This window comes from Mycolicibacterium sichuanense, from assembly GCF_033741125.1.
Taxonomy (GTDB): Bacteria; Actinomycetota; Actinomycetes; order Mycobacteriales; family Mycobacteriaceae; genus Mycobacterium.
Genome location: NZ_JAWQPU010000001.1, coordinates 159,058 through 177,795, shown reverse-complemented (window position 1 = coordinate 177,795; position 18,738 = coordinate 159,058). Strand labels below are relative to the sequence as shown.

At 67.6% G+C, this 18,738-nt stretch carries 18 protein-coding genes; 12 read left to right on the top strand and 6 right to left on the bottom strand.

What is annotated here, in order from left to right; all coding sequences use genetic code 11:
• Positions 1-736 precede the first annotated feature (736 nt).
• The gene (locus tag SBI80_RS00860) at positions 737-1,453 is read right to left on the bottom strand and encodes a GntR family transcriptional regulator (RefSeq protein ID WP_318972420.1); all 717 of its coding nucleotides are present in this window, start codon (positions 1,451-1,453) and stop codon (positions 737-739) included.
• On the bottom strand, positions 1,450-2,535 hold the full coding sequence (locus SBI80_RS00855) for an amidohydrolase family protein (RefSeq protein WP_318972418.1): 1,086 nt from the start codon (positions 2,533-2,535) through the stop codon (positions 1,450-1,452). Before SBI80_RS00855 ends, SBI80_RS00860 begins: the two co-directional genes overlap by 4 nt.
• 243 nt (positions 2,536-2,778) lie before the next feature.
• On the opposite strand from SBI80_RS00855, the gene SBI80_RS00850 reads away from it, so the two are divergent.
• From SBI80_RS00850 to SBI80_RS00805, 10 genes are read left to right on the top strand one after another with little or no spacing between them, the layout of a single operon-like run.
• Positions 2,779-3,303 carry a nuclear transport factor 2 family protein gene (locus SBI80_RS00850; protein ID WP_318972416.1) on the top strand — a complete coding sequence of 175 codons (525 nt, stop codon included), beginning with the start codon at positions 2,779-2,781 and terminating at the stop codon, positions 3,301-3,303.
• Positions 3,300-4,163: a fumarylacetoacetate hydrolase family protein gene (locus tag SBI80_RS00845; RefSeq protein WP_318972414.1), complete on the top strand. Its 864-nt coding sequence runs from the start codon at positions 3,300-3,302 to the stop codon at positions 4,161-4,163. The genes SBI80_RS00850 and SBI80_RS00845 overlap by 4 nt, the downstream gene beginning before the upstream one ends.
• The gene (locus SBI80_RS00840) at positions 4,160-4,606 is read left to right on the top strand and encodes a RidA family protein (RefSeq protein ID WP_318972412.1); all 447 of its coding nucleotides are present in this window, start codon (positions 4,160-4,162) and stop codon (positions 4,604-4,606) included. Before SBI80_RS00845 ends, SBI80_RS00840 begins: the two co-directional genes overlap by 4 nt.
• On the top strand, positions 4,590-4,997 hold the full coding sequence (locus tag SBI80_RS00835) for a cupin domain-containing protein (RefSeq protein ID WP_318972410.1): 408 nt from the start codon (positions 4,590-4,592) through the stop codon (positions 4,995-4,997). Before SBI80_RS00840 ends, SBI80_RS00835 begins: the two co-directional genes overlap by 17 nt.
• 19 nt (positions 4,998-5,016) lie before the next feature.
• Positions 5,017-6,237: an aromatic ring-hydroxylating oxygenase subunit alpha gene (locus SBI80_RS00830; protein WP_318972408.1), complete on the top strand. Its 1,221-nt coding sequence runs from the start codon at positions 5,017-5,019 to the stop codon at positions 6,235-6,237.
• Between the two features lie 7 nt (positions 6,238-6,244).
• On the top strand, positions 6,245-7,081 hold the full coding sequence (locus tag SBI80_RS00825) for an ABC transporter permease (protein ID WP_318972407.1): 837 nt from the start codon (positions 6,245-6,247) through the stop codon (positions 7,079-7,081).
• Between the two features lie 31 nt (positions 7,082-7,112).
• The gene (locus tag SBI80_RS00820; RefSeq protein ID WP_318972405.1) at positions 7,113-8,183 is read left to right on the top strand and encodes an ABC transporter substrate-binding protein; all 1,071 of its coding nucleotides are present in this window, start codon (positions 7,113-7,115) and stop codon (positions 8,181-8,183) included.
• The gene (locus tag SBI80_RS00815) at positions 8,180-8,992 is read left to right on the top strand and encodes an ABC transporter ATP-binding protein (RefSeq protein ID WP_318972403.1); all 813 of its coding nucleotides are present in this window, start codon (positions 8,180-8,182) and stop codon (positions 8,990-8,992) included. Before SBI80_RS00820 ends, SBI80_RS00815 begins: the two co-directional genes overlap by 4 nt.
• The gene (locus tag SBI80_RS00810; RefSeq protein WP_318972401.1) at positions 8,989-9,747 is read left to right on the top strand and encodes an ABC transporter permease; all 759 of its coding nucleotides are present in this window, start codon (positions 8,989-8,991) and stop codon (positions 9,745-9,747) included. Before SBI80_RS00815 ends, SBI80_RS00810 begins: the two co-directional genes overlap by 4 nt.
• Before the next feature lie 37 nt (positions 9,748-9,784).
• Positions 9,785-10,798, top strand: a complete 1,014-nt coding sequence (locus SBI80_RS00805; RefSeq protein WP_318972399.1) for an isopenicillin N synthase family dioxygenase — start codon at positions 9,785-9,787, stop codon at positions 10,796-10,798.
• On the opposite strand, the gene SBI80_RS00800 is transcribed toward SBI80_RS00805, so the two are convergent.
• From SBI80_RS00800 to SBI80_RS00790, 3 genes are all read right to left on the bottom strand, one after another.
• Positions 10,795-11,502 (bottom strand): GntR family transcriptional regulator, encoded by a 708-nt coding sequence (locus SBI80_RS00800; RefSeq protein WP_318972397.1) that lies wholly within the window; start codon positions 11,500-11,502, stop codon positions 10,795-10,797. The two genes, SBI80_RS00805 and SBI80_RS00800, sit on opposite strands and share 4 nt — an antisense overlap.
• A 185-nt stretch (positions 11,503-11,687) precedes the next feature.
• A complete protein-coding gene (locus SBI80_RS28185) occupies positions 11,688-13,568 on the bottom strand; it encodes a serine/threonine-protein kinase (RefSeq protein WP_413232646.1) in 1,881 nt (626 codons plus the stop codon).
• A gap of 560 nt (positions 13,569-14,128) precedes the next feature.
• Positions 14,129-14,776, bottom strand: a complete 648-nt coding sequence (locus SBI80_RS00790) for a chitin-binding protein (protein ID WP_318972396.1) — start codon at positions 14,774-14,776, stop codon at positions 14,129-14,131.
• A gap of 329 nt (positions 14,777-15,105) precedes the next feature.
• Here SBI80_RS00790 and SBI80_RS00785 point away from each other — a divergent pair, with 329 nt between their 5' ends.
• Entirely contained in the window at positions 15,106-15,828 is a 723-nt protein-coding gene (locus tag SBI80_RS00785; protein ID WP_318972394.1) for a cutinase family protein, read from the top strand.
• On the opposite strand, the gene SBI80_RS00780 is transcribed toward SBI80_RS00785, so the two are convergent.
• Complete coding sequence (locus SBI80_RS00780) at positions 15,818-17,308, bottom strand: serine/threonine-protein kinase (RefSeq protein WP_318972393.1); 1,491 nt, start codon at positions 17,306-17,308, stop codon at positions 15,818-15,820. The two genes, SBI80_RS00785 and SBI80_RS00780, sit on opposite strands and share 11 nt — an antisense overlap.
• A 298-nt stretch (positions 17,309-17,606) precedes the next feature.
• Here SBI80_RS00780 and SBI80_RS00775 point away from each other — a divergent pair, with 298 nt between their 5' ends.
• Complete coding sequence (locus SBI80_RS00775) at positions 17,607-18,704, top strand: alcohol dehydrogenase catalytic domain-containing protein (RefSeq protein WP_318972391.1); 1,098 nt, start codon at positions 17,607-17,609, stop codon at positions 18,702-18,704.
• Positions 18,705-18,738: the final 34 nt, after the last annotated feature.

Sequence of the window (18,738 nt, the reverse complement as noted above, 5' to 3'; positions counted from 1 at the left end):
AGTCAGCGCAGCATTCGCGCCTAGCCGAGCACGCATGCGGCAGTTCGTTCGGTGGCGCAGCAGGCCCATCAACGTACTTAGTGAGGATCGTTGAGATTAGTAGCGAAGCATCCCGGTTGCCCCGATATCCGGCGTATCTCGAACCTTTGGATCCCCTCATCGAGCGTGTGATCACCGCTCCCAGCTCGAGTTGTTCGAGGATGCTGATGCGCACTGGTGGCGAAGCAATGCGCAGCTGGCGGCGAGCATGGCCACCGCGCCCGTCGTGGCACGCGACGCCTCGGCCGAATTCGCGGGCGAGCGCACCCGAGACAAAGATAAACCCCCGATTGAACGAGCTGGCAAGGTTTGGACACGCTCCCGCTGGGTGACGCGTCGGCGATCGAGCGGCAACGGGTGAAGGAACTCGACCGGCTGTTGAACGCTTCGGCAGGCGTGCCCGACAGTGCCCGCCGAGACGGAGATCGGGGCCTTGGCGGCCGAACCGCCGATTAGCTTGGGGCCGCTGTTCTTCCCATCCCAGGAAAACCGGGATCTGTCGGAATGTCTCAGCGAATGCGGTGAGGTTGTTTGATCGCGCGAAGACTACTCAGCGCGCTGTCATCGCTTACGAAGCGCGTCGCCTCAGCTGGCTTAAGAGAGGGGATTCCTCTAGCAAGACCCGATTGACGCGGATGCCACTCCGCTGCCGCTCGCCGCGACCACGGCCCGAATGCGGGCGACCTCCGGCGGAGCGTCACGCCTCCTCCAGGACGGCCGCGCGCAAGGCCGACGCGGCCACCTCCGCGGTGTCGTTGATATGGCTCAGCGTGATCGCGATGACCACCTCGGCGTTGCGGGCGCGGTACGCCGACACCAGCGACCGATGGTCGTCCCGCGCTCGGCGTCGACGTTCGGGATCGGTGGTCACCGATACCCCGACGTAGAGGGCCGAGAGGTCCGCCAAACGGCGCAGGAAGGCCCGCAAGTGCGGCTGCGCCGACGTGCCGTCCAACAGCCGGTGCAGCTCTCGATTTGCCTCTACCCATTCGGCATCCGAACAACGCAGCGACATGCTCTTGACGACAGCCTCGGCACGATCCAGCTCCTCGTCGGTGATGGTGTGCACACGCTCCCGCACGGCCAGCGGGATGAGGACGCGTCGCAGCGCATACACCTCTTCGAGCTCCTGCAGGCTGACCGCATGAACGGTCGCACCCCGGAACGGATCGAAGTCGACCAGTCCCTGATTCTCCAACTCGCGCAACGCCTCTCGCACGGGCGTCACGCTGACGTTCAGCGAGGCCGCCAGCTCGGCCTGAACCAGCCGCGTACCCGCCGGCAGCTTCCCAGAGATGATGGCCAGCCGCAGCCGGTCGGCGACGTCGCGATGGGCCGTGCGCACCGCGCTCAGCCCGAAGGTCGCTCCGTCCGCCGCTTCCGCCGCGCGTGGCCCTCCGGCAGCGCGACTCATAGGAACCGTCCCCGACCGTCGCCGAACGCAGCCTGCACGCACCCGGCGAGGTCGACGTCGCGGAACGGCGCCCGCCTCGCCTCCTGCCCAGGCCATGTGGTCGTAGGACCGGTCGACCGCGGATCGACGAGCAGCCAATTCTCCGGCACTTCCGGCGCAGGTTGGAACACGGCCTTGGCGCCATTGCCCGCCTTCGTCAGCGCCGTCGGCAGGTCCAGCACGCCCTGCGCCACCAGGGTCAGCAGCACGGGCAAGAGGTGTTGCTCGCTCTCGAGTCCTGGTCCCGTCGACCCGGTGATCGGCGCGTTGTGATCACTGGCGACGAGGTCGATCTTCTCGGCGAGGATCGCCCGCAATGACGTCCGCTCGGAGTCGCCCGCGACCGGCGGCAGCACGAACAGCTCACTCGATCGGGACTCGGGTAGTTCCAACAGGAAGTGCGGCGACGTCTGGCACGTGGAGTCCGGTCGGGAAGCGACCTGGTCGTACATGGCCTTCGAGACGACATGGCGAAAGTGGACCGGGCCACCCGAACTGGCGACGACGTCGGTGAACGCTTGCTCGTCGTAGAAGTAGATTGCCGCGCGACAGCCGGCCGCCCAGACGGCCTCGAGGTTGGGCCAGAAGTACGGATCGTTGGAGTACAGCTTGATCGTCGGCATCCAGGTCTGCCTGATTTGCTCGCCGAACTTGTCCAGCCACACCGCGAACCCCGCACTGCTCGGCTCGTCGGACACCGACAGGATGGGCACGACCCGGGGAAATGTCGTCTGTGCGAAGAACGCCGTCACCTCGTCGAGGTCCAGGGGTTCTAGCAGATGCCACGGCACCGCGGTGTTGATCGCGGTCGCCCCACCGGCGATCGCCCGCACCCGGTCCTGTTCGCGCAAACCGCGCTGCAACACCGGAAGATGAGAGTCGGCGTCGTACAAGCCTGGCAGGAGCCACAGCTCACTGCCGTCGAGCACCGACCGCCCCGCCGGCCAGGCCGGTCCCGGCACGTCGAACTCCACATCACCGCGTTCGCCACTGACGGGGTCCAGGACGTCGGAGACGCGGACTGGCAGGTAGTTACTGGGCACGGGCTGACCGCCGTTCTGTACGTTCCGCAGTGTCAAGATCATATATGTTGCTAGACGCTAGGCGTTACCTTGCCGCACGTAACGTCCGAGCGCCAACCGCACGGAAGAATTGGCATGACAACGTAATACGAAGCAGTTTCCGTCGTTTCGAGCGTGTAACGAAACGCGATCCGACGTTCCTCGAGTGGACGGATCCGCCGTCCGGTGCTTCGCTTCATATATGATCGAACGCAGTCGACCTCGATGAGCACGTCACTCTCGTCACGCCCCACCGACATCGCAGCCGCACTCGACGCAATCGAGTCACGCGACGCGGTGCGCAAGATCAAGGCGTCCTACATGCAGGGCCTCGACGATCGTCGTCGCGGAGCCGTCGCCGAGATCTTCTGGCAGGACGCCGTGTGGGAGAGCCTGCCCGACCGCGCCCCCGAAGGGCACCAGTCGGCGAGCACGGGCGGGCAGATCGTCGGACGCGATGCCATCGCACAGTCGTTCGTCGACGCAGCGGCCGCGATGTCGTTCACGGCGCACTTCTTGACGAACGAGGACATCACCGTCGACGGTGATTATGCCGTCGGCCGGTGGAAGTTGTTGCAGGCCTGCACCTCTACCGGCGGCCGCGCATTCTGGCAGGCTGGCGTCTACACCGACGACTTCGAACGCCGCGACGGGGTGTGGAAGATCTCGCACCTGCGGCTCGCCATGGACTTCCGGACGCCCTTCGACCAAGGCTGGGCGATCGAGCGGATGTGGGAGCTGCCCGGATGAAGCTCGCGAAGTTCGCCTATGCGGGCGCGATCCGCACCGGAATCGTCGACGGTGACACCGTGCGCGCCGTCGTGGAGACCCTCGATGAACTCGTCGCGGGATTCGCGCCGACGCCAACCGATCTGGTGCTCCCACTCGAGGCCGTGGAACTCCTCGCACCGCTCACGTCCGACTGCCGCGGTGTGCTCTGCGTGGGCATCAACTACGTCGAGCACCAACGGGAATCTGCGGACACCTTCAGCGCCACCATCCCCGAACACCCCGTGGTCTTCTTCAAGACGCCCTCTGCGGTGGCGGCGCCGTTCGCTCCGCTCGTGCTGGACGACCGGCTGTCCCAAGAGTTCGACTGGGAGGTCGAACTCGGCGTCGTCATCGGTGTCGGCGGTCAGAACATCCCCCGCGAGCGGGCCGGCGAGCACGTCTTCGGCTACACGGTGATCAACGACGTAACCGCCAGGGACGTACAGCGTCGCCACCAACAGTGGCATCTCGGGAAGAACGTCGACGCCAGCACTCCGATCGGCCCGTGGATCGTCACCGTCGACGAGATCGGTTATCCGCCAAGGGTCGACGTCAGCCTCGAACTCGACGGCGAGATCATGCAGCGCGCTCATACCGACGACATGATCTTCGACGTCGCCGATCAGATCGCCACGGTCTCGCGCTACGTGGCACTGCGACCCGGTGACGTGTTCGCCACCGGCACGCCGAGCGGAGTTGGCTTCGCCCGCACCCCGGCCCGGTTCCTCAAAGACGGCGACGTGCTGCGCACCGCGATCAGCGGAGTTGGCGAATTGCGCAACGACGTCATCACCAAGGTCACGACCCCGTACGGGCTCGTCGAGATGGGAAGAGCATGACCTCACTGGAAGTCGTCCGCACCGGCGGGCGCACCGTCGGCTATTACACACCAGCGGTGGTGTGCCCGCCCGGCGCCTCACTGGTCATGATCAGCGGGGTGCTCTCCGTCGACCTCGACGCGAACACGGTCGGTGCCGGTGACTTCGAGGCACAGATGCGCAACGTGTTCCACCTGCTGGGTCAGACGCTCGAGGCCGCAGGCAGTTCGTTCGCGGAGCTGGCCAAGATGACCACCTACCTGGTCGACCCCGCTCACGTCGAGCCGTTCTACCGCATCCGCGAGGAGATCTTCGCCGACCTGTTCCCCGGCCAAAACCCGCCGGGCAACACGTTGTTGATCGTGCAGCGCCTCGTCCGCGCCGACTTCCTCATCGAGATCGAGGGCATCGCCGTGACATCCACCACCACCCGAGTTGGAGACAGCAATGAGTTCGTCGGTTGACCAGAAGACGTTCCCCAGCGGCAGCCGCGTCGTCGGCGCGGGAGCCATGACCGCCGACAACGCCGCAGACGCCGGTGGCGCCTCGGGCGCGCTGGCCCGGGGGACCGCCGCGGCCGCCGGCGGCGTGTGGATGGGTACCAGCGTGCTGGCCGCCGGAGCGCAGTCGGCGCGCCACCACCACACCGACCAGACCACGATCCTCTGCGTCATCACCGGGACCATGTGGTTGGTCGTCGAGGGTCCCGACGGCGACGAGGAACTCACCGTCGAGGCCGGCCAGATCGCCGTCGTCCCAGGCGGACTGGTCCACCGCGAGGACAACCGCGGTGACGTCGACTGCCTCTGCGTCGTCGTCCGCAACTCCGAGACACCCGCCGTCGTCAACGTCTGACCGAGAGAAGAACATGCCGATGAACCCGCTGATCTCCAAGGTATACGACATCCTCACCCAACTGGACACCACGTCCACCGACTACACCACGGCACGCACCATGCCGTCGTCGGTCTACACCTCCGAGGCCTTCTACCAGTTCGAGAAGGAGGCGATCTTCGCCAAGGAATGGCTCTGCCTTGGCCACGTCAGCCAGATCCCCCAACCCGGTGACTACTTCACCATCCAGGTCGCCGACGAGCCACTGATCGTCGTGCGCGGCGAGGACGGCGTCGTGCGCGTCCTGTCCTCGATCTGCCAGCACCGGGGCTACCCGGTCACCGTCGACGGTGATGCCGGCAACACCAAGCAGTTCCGCTGCGCGTACCACTACTGGGCCTACGGCCTCGACGGCCAGCTCGTCGCCGCACCGGAGATGACCCGCACCTGCCCGCTCGCCCAGCTGCGCGCCGAAACCGCCCTTCCCGCACTGAAGGTCGAGATCTGGTTCGGCATGATCTTTGCGAACATGGATCTCGACGCTGCGCCGCTGGCGCCGACCCTGGCCAAGCTGGCTCCCGAGATGGAGGCATACGACGTCGGCAGCCTCAAGGCCATCAACCCCCTCGAGTACAAGAACCAGCCGTGGAACTGGAAGGGCATGCACGAGAATGCCCTCGAGCCCTACCACACGTCCTTCGTGCACATGGGCTACCACGACGTCGCGCCCGCCTCGATGGCCGAGTTCACCGAGTGGGACGACGGCGACGGCCAGGTCATGCACCCCACCAACTACCGTTGGAAGGACGCTGGCTTCAACCCGACCGGCAACGCGATCCTGCCAATCCTGCCTGGACTGTCCGACGAACGTCGCACCCGGGTCATGTTCGCCTCGGTCCTGCCGACGGTATTCTTCGCGTTGAGCCCCGACCAGGTCTTCTACTTCCTGATCACGCCGGAGTCGGCGAACACCATGACCCTGCGCATGGCGTGGCTGTTCCCCGAATCCTCGCTCAAGACACCGGGTTTCGAGTGGGCCTTTGAAATGCAGAACGCCGTCAACGCCGTCATCAACGAACAAGACGTCTACTCCAACACCCGGATGCAGCACGGCCAACGCTCGCGCTATGCCACCAGGGGACGCTACTCCTGGCAGGAGGGCACCCTGCCGCAGATGAACCGGTGGCTGACGCTGCGCTACCTTGCCTACGCCAAGGAGCTCGGCGCCGAGCTGGAGACCCCTACCGCGGCCGCGAGCTGACCTCTCCATGACGTCGACCGCGCCGATCGGACTGACCGCCGCCAAGGGGGTGGTCGACCAGAGAGCACCCACGGAGCCGGCCACGGGCCGACGGACGCGGTGGGTCGCCAACTCGCTCGTCAACACGCTGTGGCCGACGGTCGCGGTCATCGGTGCGTGGGCGCTGTGGGTCCAGCTCGGCGACGTGCCGCCCGCCGTCGCCCCGCACCCGTCGGCGGTCCTGCAGTACCTGGTCGGCAACGCGGGCAGCTTCGTCGGGGACACCTGGAGCACGATCGAGGTCGTCGTCGGGGGTCTTCTGATCGGCACGCTCGCCGGTCTTCTGCTGGCCGCACTGTCGTGGTTCTCCGACATCTTGCGGGCGATGATCAACGGCCCCGCGCTGCTCACGCAGTGCCTCCCGGTCGCGACCATCACGCCCGTGCTGGCCCGCGTGTTCGGGTACGGCACCAACACGATGGTCGTCATCACCGCCCTGATCTCGTTCTTCCCCGTGCTGGTGTTCGCGACGGCGGGAGTGCGCCGCACACCCGCGGGCTCCGACGATCTGTTCGTCGTGCTCGGAGCCTCGCTGTGGCAACGCTTCTGGCGGCTCGCCGCACCCGCGGCCATCCCACGGATCCTGGTCGCGCTACGGCTGTCGGTGGTTGCCGCGGTCGCGGGAACCATGCTCGCCCAATGGATCATGGGCACCAGCGGCTTGGGTTCCCGGCTCATCGTCGCGCAGTCCTCCTTCCGCACCGCCGAGGCGTGGGCAGCCGCGCTCGTTTCGATCGCCTTGTCGGTGCTGCTGTACGCCGCGATCTCCGCGATCGGCCGCCGCGCGAGCGAACGCTTCGACTAATCCCCATCAGCATCCAACCCCAGGAGTCACCATGTTCATTCGCAACGAACGTCCGACCATCAACGTCGATCGACGCAGATTCCTCCAGTTCGCCGGTGTCGGCGCTGCCGCCGTCACCGCCGGACCCCTGCTGGCCGCCTGCGGATCGTCGTCCAGCGGCGCGCAGGCGGCGTCCAGCGACGGGACGACGACCTTCTCGGTTCAGCTGTCGTGGATCGAGGACAGCAGCTTCGCCCCGCTCTACATCGCGGACTCGAAGGGATACTTCGCCAAGCAGAAGGTGGCACTGAACCTGATCCCCGGCGGGGCCGACATCGGTGCCATCGAGGGCATCGTGGCGGGTGGTTCGGCGCAGGTCGGCATCTCGACCGACATCACCAGCCTCATTGCCGCGATCGCCGACGGCAACCCACTGATCTGCATCGGCGCGATCTATCAGGACAACCTCAACGTCCTGATGTCCAACCCCAAGGCGCCGCTCACCACCGTGAAGCAGTTGGTGGGCAAGAGGATCGGCGGCAACCAGGGCGTTCAGACGAAGTTCGACGCGATGTTCAAGCTCGCCGGGCTCCAGCCGGAGTACACGTTCATCCCGACGGGCTACGGGCCCGACCCCTTGATCAACGGTGACGTCGACGCGCTCGCCGGCTTCCTCACCGACGAGGTGCTGTCCTACCAAAAGCAGACCGGATCCATGCCCGGCCTGCTCACCTTCACCGATGCCGGGCTGCCCGCGTACACCTCCCCGATCTTCACCACCACCGAGACGCTGTCCAAGCAGCGCGACGCGCTCAAGGGCATGCTCGCCGCCCTGAAGCAAGCCTGTGGCGACTTCGTCGTCGACCCTGCCTCTGGCGCCAAGCTCGCCGTCGACCAGTACGGAAAGAGCGCCGGACTGGAATTGGCCAGCGAGACCGAACACGCCGCCGCCTACGCCAAGTACGTCAGCAGTCCCGACACCCAGAAGCACGGGTATCTCTGGGTCAGCCCCGAATTCGTGGCCGGTCCCATCTTCAAGGGCATGCAGGCCTCCGGCCTCAAGGTCCCGTCCGACGTGTCGAAGGTCGTGGACACCTCGCTGTTGCAGGAGCTTCCGGCATGACGGAGGTGATCGCCGACCAGACGTCGACCAGGGGCGCACCGATCACCCTGACCGGTATCGGCAAGACGTTCGCACTGCGCCGCGGTCAGACGGTCGATGCCATCAGGGACTTCTCCCTCGACATCCGACGCGGCGAGTTCGTCGCCCTCATCGGCCCGTCCGGCTGCGGCAAGTCCACCCTCCTGCGGATCGTGGCCTCACTCGAGGCGCCGACGAGCGGCTCCGTGACCGTCGACGGCAGCAAGCCCCGCGATCTCGCCGCGCAGCACCGGCTCGGAGTGGCGTTCCAGGACAACGCATTACTGCCGTGGTCGACCGTTCGTGACAACGTGGCGTTGCCGTACAAACTGGCCCGCCGACCCGTCGACACGGCCAGAGTCGGTGAGTTGATCGACCTCGTCGGGCTGCGCGGCTTCGAGGACGCCAGGCCCAAGCAACTCTCGGGCGGCATGCGACAGCGGGTGTCCATTGCCCGTTCCATCGTGCTGGAGCCCGACGTGCTGCTGCTCGACGAACCGTTCGGTGCCCTCGATGCGGTGACCCGCCGCAGACTGAACGGCGAACTGCAGCGCATCTGGATGGCCGACCCGGTCACCACGGTGCTCGTCACCCACGACGTCGACGAGGCGCTGCTGCTGGCCGACCGGGTCGTGGTGATGTCTCCGCGTCCCGGCCGCGTCCGCATGATCCGGGACGTGCCGTTCCCGCGACCACGCACCCACGAGGTGCTGCGCACACCCGAACTCCATTCTCTGGTCGACGAACTCACGGCCGAACTCGACGTGCTGAGCCGGGGGTCGGACGAATGACAGGCATCCGGGGCATGGTCCGACCGGCCGCCTTGGGCATCGCCGGCGTCGTCCTGGTGCTGGTGGCGTGGCAGCTCGTCGCGGCGGTCGACCTGCTCGACGGCGCGGTCAGCGCGCCGACCGCGGTCGCGACCGTCCTTGGCGACGCGGCGCAACGCGCCGTGCTGCTGGACGCCGTGACGACCACCGCCGGGGAGGCCGTGCAGGGCTTCTTCTGGGGTCTGGTCGCGGGCGTACTCCTGGGCGTGCTCGTGACGGTGATCCGGCCCCTGCGCGCCGGCATGGACCAGCTCGCAACGATCGAGAGCGCCATCCCCTTCGTCGCGATCGCGCCGATCATGATCGCCGTGTTCTCCCGCGAGGACGTACCGTCGGCGATCGCGGCGGCCACGGCGTTCTTCCCGCTCTACGTCGCCGTCGTCGCGGGCATGGACGCGATCGCCCCCGCCGTCGCCGATCTCTTCACCGTATTAGGTGCCTCGGGCCGCGCCACCCTGCTACGCGCGCGCCTGCCTGCGGGTCTCCCGGTGATGGCGACCGGGTTGAAGGTCGGCATGCCGCTGGCGATCGTCGGTGCCGTGATCGGTGAATGGTTCGGCGCCCGTGCGGGAATCGGTCCCGTCATGCTCGCCGCCATGCGCGGATACCGGATGCCCACCATGTGGGCGGCGGTCGCCTGCACGGTCGCGGTGGCGCTACTGCTCTACGGCATCTGCGGCCTGATCGAGCGCCTCGCCGTGGCCCGATTTGGTTGACGCGCTCGCCACTGAAACATCTCAGAAAGGTCCCGCCATGTCCGACGTCTTCCCACCCGTCATCGACCTGACCAGTCCGTCCGCGCCCGAACTCATCGACTCCGCCTGCCGCACGGTCGGTTTCTTCCAGATTCTCGGGCACGACATCCCCACGAACCTGATGGACTCGGTCCTCGACGTCGCCGACCAATTCTTCGGGCAACCGTTGGCGCAGAAGATGACCTGGGCGTCGACGGCCCCCGAGGTCGAGCGCGGATACTCCGCCAAGGGCACCGAAGGGCTGGCCTACAGCCTCGACCTCGACAACCCGCCGGACTTGTTCGAAGCCATCACCATCGGCCGCGAGAACCTGCCCGACGACCCGGCGTTCCACGACACCGAGCATCACTTCTTCGCTCCGAACATCTGGCCGACTACCCCACCGGCGTTGAAACCGACGCTGCTCGAGTACTGGGATCACGCCGAGCGCGTGGTGCACCGGCTGACATCGCTGATGGCCGTCGGCCTCGGATTGTCCGGTGACTACTTCGAGCCGTTCACCGACAAGGCCGTCGAGGCCTTGCGCATCAACTACTTCGAGGGGCGGCCTGGCGACACCGCGCTGCCCAACCAGTTCGGGATCGGGCCGCACACCGATTATGGGATCGTCACCGTGCTGCTCGCCGACGCCGAACCCGCGCTACAGGTGTACTCGCCAGACGGTCACTGGCGCTACGTCGTGCCCGTCGAGGGCGCGCTGGTGGTCAACGTCGGCGATCTGATGTCGCGGTGGACCAACGACCGCTGGCGCTCGACGCTGCACCGCGTAACTCCAGTCCTGAGCAAGGACAACGTGATTCGCCGGCGACGGTCGATTCCGTTCTTCCACGAGGGCAACTACGACGCGCTCGTCGAATGCCTGCCGACGTGTACCGGACCCGGCAACCCGCCGCGGTACGGGCCGATCACCGGCGGTGAGCACGTACTCGCCAAGGTCATGGCGGGGCGGCTACTCGAGGCGGCGGGTGCGGAGTCGACCCTCGGAGACCGCGCGGACGCCGTGACCGGCTAGCGAGCGTCCAGCCGTCGACCCCCCGCCGCGACGATGGCACGGCGCGCGTCATCCAGTGTCTGCTCGATGTGCTTGAGGCTGATGGCGACGGCCCGGTCCACGTCGCGACGGCGGTAGGCGCGGATCAGGGCCGAATGATCGCGGTCACCGCGGCGGCGGGTGCCCGTGGCGGCGTCGAGCGACACCGCGACGTAGAGCGTCGACAGGTTCGACATCCGGTCGATCACGTCCTGCAGATGGGTGCGACGCGATGCGGCGGTCAGGACGTGGTGGAACTGACGATTGAGATCCACCCATTCGGCGTGGTCGCCCGCTGCCACCATCCGCGCCGCGATGTCTTCCGCCTCGGAGATCTCGGCGTCGGTGATGCGCGCGATGGCCTCGCGGACCGCGGGCGGCGTCAACAAGAAGCGGATCTCGTAGATCTCCTCCAGCTCGGCCAACGATGGCGTGTGCACCGTCGCGCCCCGGTAGGCGTCGAACTCCACCAGACCCTCCGCGACCAGGTCTCGGATGGCCTCGCGCACGGGTGTGACGCTGACGTCGAGCGAACGTGCAAGGTCGGCCTGGACCAACCGCGTGCCTGGCGGCAACACCCCGCTCAACATGGCTCGGCGCAGCTCGTCGATGACCGCGACGTGCACCGTGCGCGCGGAGGACCGTTCGAGATCGATGGCGTCCAGCCCGTCCACCCTGCCGCCCACCGGTCTACCCCTCCCCTCGCCAGGCGTCCGAGCCCTGACGATCGCTCGGACGACCCTAGCGCGGGTACCTGGGCAGCAGGTCCGAACGTTCCGGCCGAGGTTTACGTGCCCGTTGCCAACGCGTCTCAGCGCCACGCGAGTCGCCACCTGCGAATCGTCCGCGGCGGCACGCGCGCAGCCCTCTGCTAAGGATTCATCTTCGTGCTCCCGGCGATTGGCCGCCATGTACTGACCACCTTCGCTATGCAATGGTCCCGGTCGAAGCCCTCGCGAGTGCACCAGTCGAGCACGTCGTCCGGATTGTCCGCGTGCAAGCCGACCACCGTCACCCAGAAGTCGCGTCCGTCATAGGTGGACCAATCGCCGGACCACAGCAGCTTCACTGCCGGATAGATCTGGCGCAGCCGCAGGTGCTCGTCGAGAATCTGCACGTTGTCCCATTGGGTGCCCTCTGCCTGCAGCCCCACTCTCTTGGAACTGATCTGCGGGATCCACACGTCGGTCAAATAGTTCGCGACGTCCGAACGGTCGTTTCTCGCAATGTCTCGAAGCCGACTCAAGCTCGCCGCCTCGACATCCGGTGTCGGCGTTGCCGTCCGCACCGTCGTCGGAGGCGTGGGCTTCACCGGTTCCGCCGTCGGCGTCGTCGAGACTGGATCGGGGTTGCCCATCAAGAAGTCGACCCCCGCTTTGGCTTCGGTCTCCGTGTAGCTCACCTCGGGGTGTTGCGCGACCTTGACCCGGTAGAAGTGAGCGCCGGCAGGTACGTCATCAACGCGAAATGTCAACGCGCAGCCGTCGCCGCCACTACGGCTCGCGTTGATGGCGCCCTTGGCCAGGAGCTTTCCCGACTCGTCCGCCACGGTGACCGGCGCACTGGGGCCGACGTCTCCGTAGTCTCGCGCTCCCGCGCACTTGTAACCGCCCGGAAGTCCGCTGGTCTTTACGACGTCAGGCGACAGCCGTAGCGTGCCGGCGAGCGTGAACGGTTCCTTCGGGGAGTCCACGCCCGGGGACCTGAGGGCCACGTAGGCGACGATGCCAACGACTGCGAGCACCACGCCACCTGCCCACGTCACGCGACCTGGTCGCCGTCGAACCGGCATCGGCTGCTCCGTCACCGGAACCGCGGCGCCGACGGACGCAGCTGCCACGGGAACTGCTGCAACCCGCAGCACGGTGTCCGCATCGTTCATTCTCGGTGGCAATACCGGCACTGGTTTGGTTGCCGGCTCCTCGAAAGCTCGTGCGAAGTCCATACACGTGGCGAACCGCCGGTCGGGTTCCTTCGCGAGCGCGCGCGACAGCGCCGAATCGAGGTGGGTGAGATCGGGTCGCGTCTTGGAGATGGGTGGGGGCGTCGCGTTCAGATGTTGCGAAATCACCACAGCTGGATTGGTGTGCGCGAAGGGTGGCGCTCCCGTCAACAGGTGGTAGGCGGTCGCCGCTAGCGCATATTGGTCGGTTCTGCCGTCGAGGTCCAAGCCCATCAATTGCTCTGGCGCGGCGTAAGCCGTGGTTCCGACCGTCATGTTCGTCGCGGTCAGTCCTCCGCTCGCCTCGTCTGCCATGTCGCGTGCGACGCCGAAGTCACCAAGCAGAATCCGTCGATCACCAAGGTCGACGTCGGCCAACAGGATGTTGGCGGGCTTGACGTCGCGGTGCAGCAGGCCCCTGGCGTGGGCGTAGTCGAGCGCGGCGGCCACCGCTCGGACGATGTCGACGGCTTCGCCCTGCGGCATGCCATGAGGATGGTGTTCCTTCATCGACGCAGCGGCATCCGTTCCGTCGACGAAGTCCATCGAGATCCACAGCCGTCCTCGATACTTGCCTCGATCGTGGATGCCCACGATGTGTGGGTGCCAGAGTTTGGCGGCCAGGTCTGCTTCGCGATTGAATCGCTCGACGAAGTCGGCATCAGCCGAAATGTCTGAACGCAGGATCTTCAGAGCGTCGTGCCGGGGCAGGCGGGGATGCTGGACGAGGTACACCTCGCCCATCCCCCCTGAGCCAAGTTGCCGCTCGATCGTGTAACCGGCAAACTTCGCACCGTCGGCAAACGGCATTGTCGTAGCGTACGCACGCGTTGCTCGGCTGGCATCCGGAATGGCAGATGAACCGGTATGACTGGTCCGACCGGCCGCGGGTTCGAGGGCCGCAAGATCAGAATGGCGACGGCGCATCGTGAATGAGGCGCGCGGCGCGTTGCGGGGCATGATCATCGCGGGACTACCGCCGACGCCCTCGGTTGCGACGTCGACGCCATCGACCTGCAGATCGGCGACAGCAACCTGCCGCCGGCGTCGGTGGCCGGTGGCTCGTCGGGCACCAGCTCTTGGAGCGGCACCACCGTGGTTGCGGCGCGGGTCACTCGGAAGGAACACGGCGAGCATCCGACCGTGGGCGCCGCCAGGACCCTGACCCAAGCCTCAGACAATGGTGAGGTCGACGACTACGGCATGTATTCGTTCGGCACGCAGTTCGTCGGGGCTCGGGTTGACCGCTACACCGGCATCCGGGTGTGGCGATCTTCCCGTGCACTGCGACCAGCTCCACGCCGACAACCATTAAACAAGAACAGCCGCCCCGCGTCATCGCGAGGCGGCTGTCCTTGCAGCACAACGGTTTACAGCGGGATCCAGATTCCGAAGAAGTAGAAGCCCCAGCCATTGAAGCCCGGGTCCCAGATCGGCGTCTCGTCGTAACCGAAGTAGTTGATCGGCCCGTAGTTCCAGTACCCGCCGGGAGGCGGCAGCGGCCGATCCCAGCCGGCCCGCGGCGGCGCTCCCCAGCCCCACGGTGCGGGCCCGCCGCCCCACGGCGCGTCGCGGAAGCCATTGAAGGCGTCCGGGGGACGTGGGCCCCAGTCGCGACCGTCCGGCCCCCGATCGTCACCGGGCCCGCGACCGTCACCAGGACCACGGAAGTCACCGGGGCCGCCAGGTCCACCGGGCCCGCGACCGTCACCGGGACCGCCAGGTCCGCGGAAGTCACCAGGTCCACCAGGCCCACGGTCACCGCCAGGGCCACCGGGCCCGCGGAAGTCGCCCGGACCACCCGGGCCGCCTGGCCCGCGAGGCGCCTGCGGCCCGCCACCGGGACCACCCGGGCCGCCACCTGGACCTCCCGGCCCGGGTCCACCTGCACAGAACGGTGGCTGGCAACCGCCGCCACCGCCAGGTGCCGCGAGCGCGACGCCCGAACTGCCGGCGATCAACGCCAGCCCAAGCCCGCCCGCGAAGGTCACTCCCGCGACGGTTTTCTTCAGGTTCATCGTCAATTGCTCCTTAGTCCGGAGCGACTGCTCCGGGTCAAACCCGACCTCGTGAAATTACATAGCCGAACTATGATTTATTCCTGCGCTCGCTGTGAACCAGGTATGTGCGCCGAGGCGGCGAGACGGCGAGTGCCCAGTCCCGAATAGTTCGTCGTTCTCGCGACGGCATTCGTTACGGTCCCTAACGATCCTTCCCGCCGGCTGCGCCGCACCATGCTATTTTCTTGTCCGTCAAAACAGCTCTGGCGCAGCGGTTTTGGACACCCAGAGCAGACCGGACTCGTCGGGGTCGGTTTGGCCGGCAAACGCCGGGGTACGCCGAGCACATGAGAACTCGACACCTGTCCCGGCTGTTCGGCGCAGCAGCCGTCGCCGCCGGAGCCATCGTCTGCACGATTTCTGCCCCCGCCGCATCCGCGGCGCCCTGTCCCGACGTAGACCTCGTCTTCGCCCGCGGCACCAGCGAGGCACCCGGTGTCGGCGGCGTCGGCCAGTCCTACGTCGAGGCGCTACGCGCTCAATTGGGCCCGAAGACGCTAGACGTCTACCCGGTGGACTACGCGGCGAGCAGCGACTTCAACAACCGCGAGGCGTTCGCAAGTTCGGTCATCGACGGCGTCAGGGACGCCGGTACGCACGTCGAGGCGACGGCCGCGAATTGCCCGAACACCAAGATCGTGCTGGGCGGCTATTCGCAGGGCGCGATCGTCGCCGGCTACGTGACCGCGAACCAGGTGCCGGCCGGAGTGCCCGCGTCGGTGGTTCCCGCACCCCTGCCGGCGTCGGTGGCCGACCACGTCGCGGCGGTGACGCTGTTCGGCACGCCGTCGCCCGAGTTCCTGCAGCAGTACGACGCGCCCGAACTGACGATCGGCCCGAGCTACACCGCCAAGACCCTCGAACTGTGCGCGCAGGGCGACACCATTTGCGACGGCACCCCGGCCGGAATGCCAACGCTGGCCCATGGCTCCTACGGCTTCAACGGGATGACCGGCCAGGCCGCGGAGTACGCCGCACAGCGGATCGCCCCGGCACCGGTCAGCGGCTAGCCGACGCGCCGTACTCCAGGGCGGACTCCGCCGAGTCGACGTGCCCGTTACTCAGGATGGTCAGCTCGTCGGGCCGCACCTGGTAACGGGCACCGTCGGCCGGGTTCACCGCGTCGAAGCCGCCGTCGGTCGGCACCGCGTTGGCGATCTTGAGGTTGGCGCCGTCGCTGATCCGTTCGCCGTGGTAGTAGTAGCTGCCCGGCGAACTCTGGCATATCACCGCCAACGACGATGCCGTCCGAATCGCCGCCACGGCCTCGTCCCCCGCGTCGCAACGCGCCGCCTCGCCGACGAAGCCGCGCGCGTCGGTGCCCGACACCCCCGACAGCGGTGCCGCGGTCGACGACGTCGACGTGGAAGTCGTGGTGGTCGATGACTGCGGGGGCGCGGCCAGTGGGCTCTGCGGTGCCGAACCCATGCCGCCGCCGGTGAGCACGATCGCGCCGGCCAGCCCGGCTGCCAGGGCGAACATCGCCACCGTCCCGGCCAGCAATGCCTTCTGGGTCCGGCTGAACCGCGACCGCTTGACCGGCGGCACTGGCGGCATGACGGGCACGTAGCTCGACGGCCGGGCGTCGGCCGCCTCGAACTGCCGGGTGTGCGGCAGTCCGGGACGGCCGACCGAAGCACTCGGAGCGGGCCGCCCGTGCAGCGCCGCGCCAGCGGCGCGGGCCAGCTCGCCGGCCGAGCGGTAGCGGTCGGCCGGGTTCTTCGCCATCCCCTTGGCGACCACCTCGTCGAACGCCGGCCCGACGGCCGGGTTGGTGACGCTGGGGCGCGGCGGCTCGGCGAAGACGTGGGCACTCATCACCTGCCGCAGGTCGGGCGCCTCGAACGGCGCCCGGCCGGTCAGGCACTCGTACAACAGGCAGGCCAGCGAGTAGACGTCGGACGGCGGACCGCCGGGTTCGCCGGTCAGCCGCTCGGTGGCCATGTAGGCACACGACCCGATGATCAGACCCGTCTTGGTGACCGTCGCCTCACCACCGCCGTGCGCGATGCCGAAGTCGACCAGATACGCGAAGTCGTCGGGAGTGAGCAGCACGTTCTCGGGCTTGATGTCGCGGTGCACCAGGCCGTTGGCGTGCGCGGCGTCGAGTGCCGAGGCCACCTGCCCGATGATCGAAACCGCCCGGGCCGGCGGCAGTACGCCGTTGACCCGCAGCTCGCCCTTCACGCTGGCGCCCTCGACCAGACGCATGTCGATGTAGAGCACCCCGCCGATCTCACCGAAGTCGTGCACCGGGATGACGTGCGGCTCCTGCAGCCGGGCAGTGATGCGCGATTCCCGGCGGAACCGGTCGCGGAAGCTCGGGTCGGCGGCGACGTCCGCACGCAGCACCTTCAGGGCGACCGTGCGCTGGCGGACGGTGTCGTAGGCGCGGTAGACCTCGCCCATCCCGCCGATGCCGATCAGTTCTTGCAGCTCGTAGGGCCCGAATCTGGTGCCCAATCGCGAACCGGCACCTGGGGAGCCCATCAGCGTTCCCTCCAGCCCTTCGCGAATGTGATCAGGGTGACCCTCCGGTCCAACCGTCGTCGTCGACGGTGTGCCCACATATTGACCGGCTCAACCCGCGTCCAAAGGCGGGTGACGTGCGACGACGCCGAAGGCGCACCAGCACAAGCCAATTGCTTTCCCATTCAGGTTACAGGCCGGCGCACCGCCCGGCTCCCGACGCCGACTCAGCGACTTTCGCCAGGAGGCGGGCGATCGCACCCGTCCCCAGAGCCGCTCCGTAGCATTCGACGGGTTCGTCCCCGACCCAAGGAGCCGTGTGAAAGCAGTCGTCTTCCGAGACCCCACGACGCCCGTCGAGTTCACCGACGTCGAGCTGGCCAGCCCCAAGCGCGGCGAGGTGCGCGTCGAGATCGCCGCCGCAGGGGTTTGCCACTCCGATCTGCACGTCCAGCGGGGTGACTGGGACGCGCCCGCGCCACTGGTGATGGGGCACGAGGGTTCCGGCGTCGTCGTCGAGCTCGGCGAGGGCGTCACGTCGCTGGCGGTCGGCGACCACGTCGTGCTGTCCTGGGTCGCGCCGTGCGGGGAGTGCCGCTACTGCCGTTCTGGACACGAGGCCCGCTGCCAGAAGGTCGCCACCGAGGTCGGACCCAAGGGCGTTCTGTACGACGGCACGACGCGGTTGTCCAAGAACGGCGAGACGCTGCACCACTACCTCGGCGTCTCGTCGTTCGCCGAGGAGGTGGTGGTGCCGGCGTCGGGCGCAGTGAAGGTGCGCGACGACGCCCCGCTGGACGCGATCGCGCTGGTGGGCTGCGCCGTGGCCACCGGTGTCGGCGCGGTGCTCAATACGGCAGCCGTGCAGGCCGGTGCCACGGTGGCCGTGATCGGATGCGGCGGTGTCGGTCTCAACGTCGTGCAGGGGGCGAAACTGGCCGGCGCCGAACGAATCGTCGCGATCGACGTGCGGGCCGAGAAGACGGCGCTGGCGGTGCGGTTCGGCGCCACCGATCAGATCGACGCCTCGCGCGGCGACGCCGTGCACCTGCTGCTCGACCTGGTGCCCGACGGCGTCGACTATGCCTTCGACGCCATCGGACACACCAGCACGACCGAGCAGGCCATCCAGATGCTGGGACTGGGCGGGGCCGCCGTCGTGGTGGGCTTGCCGAAGACGGGCGCGCGGGCGTCGTTCGAACCGCTGGTGCTCGCCGAGGCCGACCAGCGCATCCTTGGCTCGAACTACGGGTCGGTACGGCCGTCGCTCGACATTCCGGCTCTGGTCGACCGGTACATGAACGGCGAGCTCCAGCTCGACCCACTGATCTGGGCGCGCCAGCCCCTGGCCCAGGCAGCCGCGGCCCTCGAGGAACTGGAGTCCGGTCAGGCCCTTCGCACCCTGCTGATCCCCTGACCCCGACGAGGTGCCTTCGGGCACCAATGAGCGA

Bases quoted from the DNA above. Each gene is read 5' to 3' on its own strand.
- SBI80_RS00860 (WP_318972420.1), bottom strand. From the start codon at position 1,453: ATGAGTCGCGCTGCCGGAGGGCCACGCGCGGCGGAAGCGGCGGACGGA.
- SBI80_RS00850 (WP_318972416.1), top strand. From the start codon at position 2,779: ATGAGCACGTCACTCTCGTCACGCCCCACCGACATCGCAGCCGCACTC.
- SBI80_RS00845 (WP_318972414.1), top strand. From the start codon at position 3,300: ATGAAGCTCGCGAAGTTCGCCTATGCGGGCGCGATCCGCACCGGAATC.
- SBI80_RS00840 (WP_318972412.1), top strand. From the start codon at position 4,160: ATGACCTCACTGGAAGTCGTCCGCACCGGCGGGCGCACCGTCGGCTAT.
- SBI80_RS00835 (WP_318972410.1), top strand. From the start codon at position 4,590: ATGAGTTCGTCGGTTGACCAGAAGACGTTCCCCAGCGGCAGCCGCGTC.
- SBI80_RS00830 (WP_318972408.1), top strand. From the start codon at position 5,017: ATGAACCCGCTGATCTCCAAGGTATACGACATCCTCACCCAACTGGAC.
- SBI80_RS00825 (WP_318972407.1), top strand. From the start codon at position 6,245: ATGACGTCGACCGCGCCGATCGGACTGACCGCCGCCAAGGGGGTGGTC.
- SBI80_RS00820 (WP_318972405.1), top strand. From the start codon at position 7,113: ATGTTCATTCGCAACGAACGTCCGACCATCAACGTCGATCGACGCAGA.
- SBI80_RS00815 (WP_318972403.1), top strand. From the start codon at position 8,180: ATGACGGAGGTGATCGCCGACCAGACGTCGACCAGGGGCGCACCGATC.
- SBI80_RS00810 (WP_318972401.1), top strand. From the start codon at position 8,989: ATGACAGGCATCCGGGGCATGGTCCGACCGGCCGCCTTGGGCATCGCC.
- SBI80_RS00805 (WP_318972399.1), top strand. From the start codon at position 9,785: ATGTCCGACGTCTTCCCACCCGTCATCGACCTGACCAGTCCGTCCGCG.
- SBI80_RS28185 (WP_413232646.1), bottom strand. From the start codon at position 13,568: ATGCCGTTTGCCGACGGTGCGAAGTTTGCCGGTTACACGATCGAGCGG.
- SBI80_RS00790 (WP_318972396.1), bottom strand. From the start codon at position 14,776: ATGAACCTGAAGAAAACCGTCGCGGGAGTGACCTTCGCGGGCGGGCTT.
- SBI80_RS00785 (WP_318972394.1), top strand. From the start codon at position 15,106: ATGAGAACTCGACACCTGTCCCGGCTGTTCGGCGCAGCAGCCGTCGCC.
- SBI80_RS00780 (WP_318972393.1), bottom strand. From the start codon at position 17,308: ATGGGCTCCCCAGGTGCCGGTTCGCGATTGGGCACCAGATTCGGGCCC.